The sequence below is a fragment of the Sphingobacterium shayense genome (genome assembly GCF_013179575.1).
Lineage (GTDB): Bacteria > Bacteroidota > Bacteroidia > Sphingobacteriales > Sphingobacteriaceae > Sphingobacterium > Sphingobacterium shayense.
Genome location: NZ_JABMCQ010000248.1, coordinates 1 through 4,036, shown reverse-complemented (window position 1 = coordinate 4,036; position 4,036 = coordinate 1). Strand labels below are relative to the sequence as shown.

Annotated in this window: 4 protein-coding genes and 1 tRNA gene; 3 read left to right on the top strand and 2 right to left on the bottom strand. The window is 39.5% G+C overall.

The annotated features are described in order from the left end of the window. Both HP439_RS18165 and HP439_RS18160 read left to right on the top strand, forming a co-directional pair. On the top strand, positions 1-857 hold an 857-nt coding region (locus HP439_RS18165; protein WP_246229411.1), incomplete at its 5' end, for a Ppx/GppA phosphatase family protein. Between the two features lie 57 nt (positions 858-914). Beyond that, a tRNA-Leu gene (locus tag HP439_RS18160) sits at positions 915-997 on the top strand. 69 nt (positions 998-1,066) lie between these two features. Here HP439_RS18160 and HP439_RS18155 read toward each other — a convergent pair. After that, the gene (locus HP439_RS18155) at positions 1,067-1,861 is read right to left on the bottom strand and encodes a (Fe-S)-binding protein (RefSeq protein ID WP_172391747.1); all 795 of its coding nucleotides are present in this window, start codon (positions 1,859-1,861) and stop codon (positions 1,067-1,069) included. A gap of 10 nt (positions 1,862-1,871) precedes the next feature. After that, on the bottom strand, positions 1,872-3,164 hold the full coding sequence (locus HP439_RS18150) for a 4Fe-4S dicluster domain-containing protein (protein WP_172391746.1): 1,293 nt from the start codon (positions 3,162-3,164) through the stop codon (positions 1,872-1,874). Between the two features lie 251 nt (positions 3,165-3,415). Between HP439_RS18150 and HP439_RS18145 the strand changes: the two genes are divergently transcribed. Then, the coding region (locus tag HP439_RS18145; RefSeq protein ID WP_172391745.1) for a homoserine O-succinyltransferase at positions 3,416-4,036 on the top strand (621 nt) is incomplete at its 3' end.

Sequence of the window (4,036 nt, the reverse complement as noted above, 5' to 3'; positions counted from 1 at the left end):
CTAACGCTGTTCGCTTATTAATAGCGGAGGTCAATGAAGAAGTTAGTCCAATTCAGTTTAAGAAGGAAGCATTGATACGAGTTCCATTACGATTGGGGGATGATGCATTTATTCATCAACATATATCGGAGGCCAAGTTTGAAAATATGGTCAAAACGATGCAAGCCTTTCGTAATTTGATGGACGTTTATCGGGTCACCGACTATATGGCATGTGCAACGTCCGCGATGCGTGATGCGGATAACGGCGATGACATTGTCAAAGCGTGTCGTAAAGTTGGAGTTGATATTCAGATTATTGATGGCGCTAAAGAAGCGCAGATTATCTATAGTAACAATATCCAAGATAATATGGATAAGAGTAAAGTTTATCTTTATATCGACGTAGGGGGAGGGAGTACCGAAGTATCGTTGTTTTCCAATGCGGAACTCATCTCTTCGCATTCTTTTAATTTGGGTACTATTCGAATTCTGGATAACCAAGACTCCACTGAGACGTGGGAGGAATTGAAGCGCTGGGTGAGGGAGCATACGAAGAACTATAAAAATATTTATGGTATAGGTACCGGGGGTAACATCAACAAACTCTCTAGGATCGCTAACGAAAAGATTGATAAACCTATGTCGTATTCTAAATTGAAAGCGATCTATACCTACTTAAGTTCTTATTCACTTAAGGATCGAATTCATGTGTTGGGATTGAAACAAGATAGAGCAGATGTTATTATTCCAGCTGCGGAAATATTTTTGACTATTATGCGTGTTGGACACCTAAAAAACATTGTTGCCCCTCGTGTAGGATTGGTAGATGGAATTATTCAGACTTTGATTGACAATAATTTAGGAAATAGTCAGTAAAATAATTTTAAATTTCTTCTCAAATGTCCTAAAAAGGTTTATTTTTGCTACCGAAATACCCAGGTGGCGAAATTGGTAGACGCACCATCTTGAGGGGGTGGCGCCTTATGGGCATGGCAGTTCGAATCTGCTCCTGGGTACAAGAAACAAAAAACGGAATCAGAAGATTCCGTTTTTTGTTTCTTATGATGCGGTTATTGAATTAATAGTCAAATATTATTTGCTTTTACCGTTACTTCAGCGATATCTAAAATATTAATATCATGTTCTTTGTCATGGGTTTTTATCCCATCACGAAGCATGGTCATACAAAAAGGACATGCTGATACAACCAGACTTGCCCCCGATTCAATGACATCGTGCATTCGTTCTAAGTTAACATCCTTATTCCCAGGTTCTGGTTCTTTGAACATTTGCGCGCCTCCCGCGCCACAACATAAACCGTTGCTTTTACACCGTTTCAATTCGACGAGATCGGCATCCAAAGTCTCTAAAACATTCCGAGGAGCATCATATACTCCATTTGCTCGCCCCAAATAACAAGGGTCATGATATGTAATACGCTTCCCTTTAAACTCGTGTCCATCAGCCGGGCGTAGGTTCCCTTGATCGATCAAAGATTGGATCAGTTGGGTATGGTGTATGACCTCATAATTCCCACCTAAGCTAGGATATTCGTTCTTCAACGTATTGAAACAATGAGGACAGGCCGTAACTATTTTTTTAATATTGTATCCGGCAAGTAACTCGATATTGGTGATCGCCTGCATCTGAAAAAGAAATTCGTTACCTGCGCGTTTCGCAGGATCACCCGTACAACTTTCTTCGTTACCCAAGATTGCGAATTTAATCCCGACATGATGTAATATTTTACATATATCTTTGGTGATACGCTGAGCACGTTCGTCGTAACTCCCTGCACACCCTACCCAAAACAATAAGTCAGGAGATTCGCCTTTTGCGACCATATCCGAAACGGTCGGTATTTCTAGTGTTGGATTCATAATAGTAATATTATTGATTTGCCCAATTTGCTCTATCTGTTTGTGCGTACTTCCATGGTGCCGCATTATTTTCCATATTACTGAACATTGTATTTATGCTCGAGGGGGCGTTCGACTCTTCTAAGACGGAATATTGTCGTAACCCTAAAATTATTTCCAAAGGGTTGATATTTACAGGGCATTGTTCTACGCATGCGTTGCACGTCGTGCAGGCCCATATTTCTTCTCTAGTGATATAATCGTCAATCAAAGATTTCCCATCGTCCTGCTGTAGGGGCTGGGTCGCCAGGTGTCTGCCAACCTCCTCTAAACGATCTCGGGTGTCCATCATGATTTTGCGTGGCGATAGTAGCTTGCCGGTAATAGTCGCAGGACAGGCTGCGCTACAACGGCCGCATTCGGTGCAGGTATAGGCATCGAGCAAGTTTTTCCAAGTTAGATCTTTTACATCTTTCACGCCAAACCGCGTTACCTCACCCGATGGTGCTGGGAGGGTTGGATCAAGCATTGCTTTTACCTCTTGCGTCACGCTATCCATATTATCAAACTTACCTTTAGGGGTTAATTTCGAAAAATATGTATTCGGAAAGGCGAGCAGGATATGAAGGTGTTTTGAAATCGGTAAATAATTCAAAAATAGCAACACGCCAATAATGTGAAACCACCATGCTGTTCGCTCAATAACTACTAAAGAAGCTACATTCTCCGGAAGTATGTTGACTAGTAAGGTACTTATGGGGAATGATCCTGCTAAGGGGTAGGCGGGAATATTTAGTTGTTGGAGCTTAAGGTCAGCGGCATTCATTATCAGAAAAGCGCTCATTAATAAAATCTCAGTTATTAGGATGAGGTTTGCATCAGTTTTGGGCCAATGTTTTAATTCCTTACCTTGGAATCGGAAAATGCGCATCGCGTTTCGTCGAAATATGAAAATGATACAACTAGCTAAGACTCCAAATGCTAAAATTTCAAAGCAAAAAATTAAAAAGTTATAAAACTCACCGAGGTGAGCAAATACCCTATGGGTTCCAAATATTCCGTCGATTATTATTTCTAGCATTTCGACGTTAATGATACAAAAACCCAGATACACCAATAGGTGGAGTATTGCAGGAAGGGGTTTTTTAAACATTTTCTTTTGTCCAAATGCAACCAAGACCATGAGCTTTAGCCGTTGTGTTGGATTGTCACTTCTGTCAACTGGTTTACCTAGCCTGATATTTCTATAAATACGTCGTGCGTTTATAGAGAATGCAGTAATTGCAATAATAAACAAGCATAAAAATATGATTTGACTTGTCATAACAAATGTATGGTTTTAACAAATATAAATATATGTATTAATACTATGCATGCATAATACTTATTTAGAAAAGTTTAAAATAACACTCACTTGATTGTTGAAAACAATATTGCCTGGAAACGACCAGTTATCTGACAGGGTGGGAAGACAAGGACAAGGTTGTTTTTTATATGGAATAGGGCTTAGCTTTAAGTTCCGATTTTTTCTTGTTATTTTTGTATTTGAAAATAGTCTTAGAAGAGAAATACAATATGCCCGTAAAAATACCCGATAACCTGCCAGCAATAGAACTTTTAAAGAAGGAAAACATATTTGTGATGAGTGATCTTCGTGCAAACTCACAAGATATTCGCCCACTTCGTGTGTTGATATTGAACCTCATGCCCATAAAAATTTCGACAGAAACGGATTTTGTACGTCTATTATCAAATAATCCGTTGCAGGTTGAAGTAGAGTTTTTAAGACTCGACACACATACACCGAAGAATACGCCGCAGGAGCATTTGGAACTATTTTATAAGGGATTCAGCGATGTTGAAGAGAATTTTTATGATGGTATGATTATTACGGGGGCACCCGTCGAGATGATGAAATTCGAAGATGTGTCTTATTGGCCGGAAATTCAACATATTTTTCAGTGGGCTCGTACACATGTGACTTCAACGCTTTATATATGTTGGGCTTCACAGGCGGCGCTATATCATTTTTATGGGGTTCCAAAAGTTGTGCTGAATGAAAAATTATTTGGGGTTTTTAAGCATACTGCGAATGATAAACATCATCCTTTGTTTAGGGGATTTGACGATGAATTTTATATACCACATAGCCGCCACACAACGATGCTAGCTCACGATCTTAGCAATGATGAGCTA

Excerpts from the sequence above, each read along its gene's own strand:
- HP439_RS18155 (WP_172391747.1), bottom strand. The coding sequence starts at position 1,861 with ATGAATCCAACACTAGAAATACCGACCGTTTCGGATATGGTCGCAAAA.
- HP439_RS18150 (WP_172391746.1), bottom strand. The coding sequence starts at position 3,164 with ATGACAAGTCAAATCATATTTTTATGCTTGTTTATTATTGCAATTACT.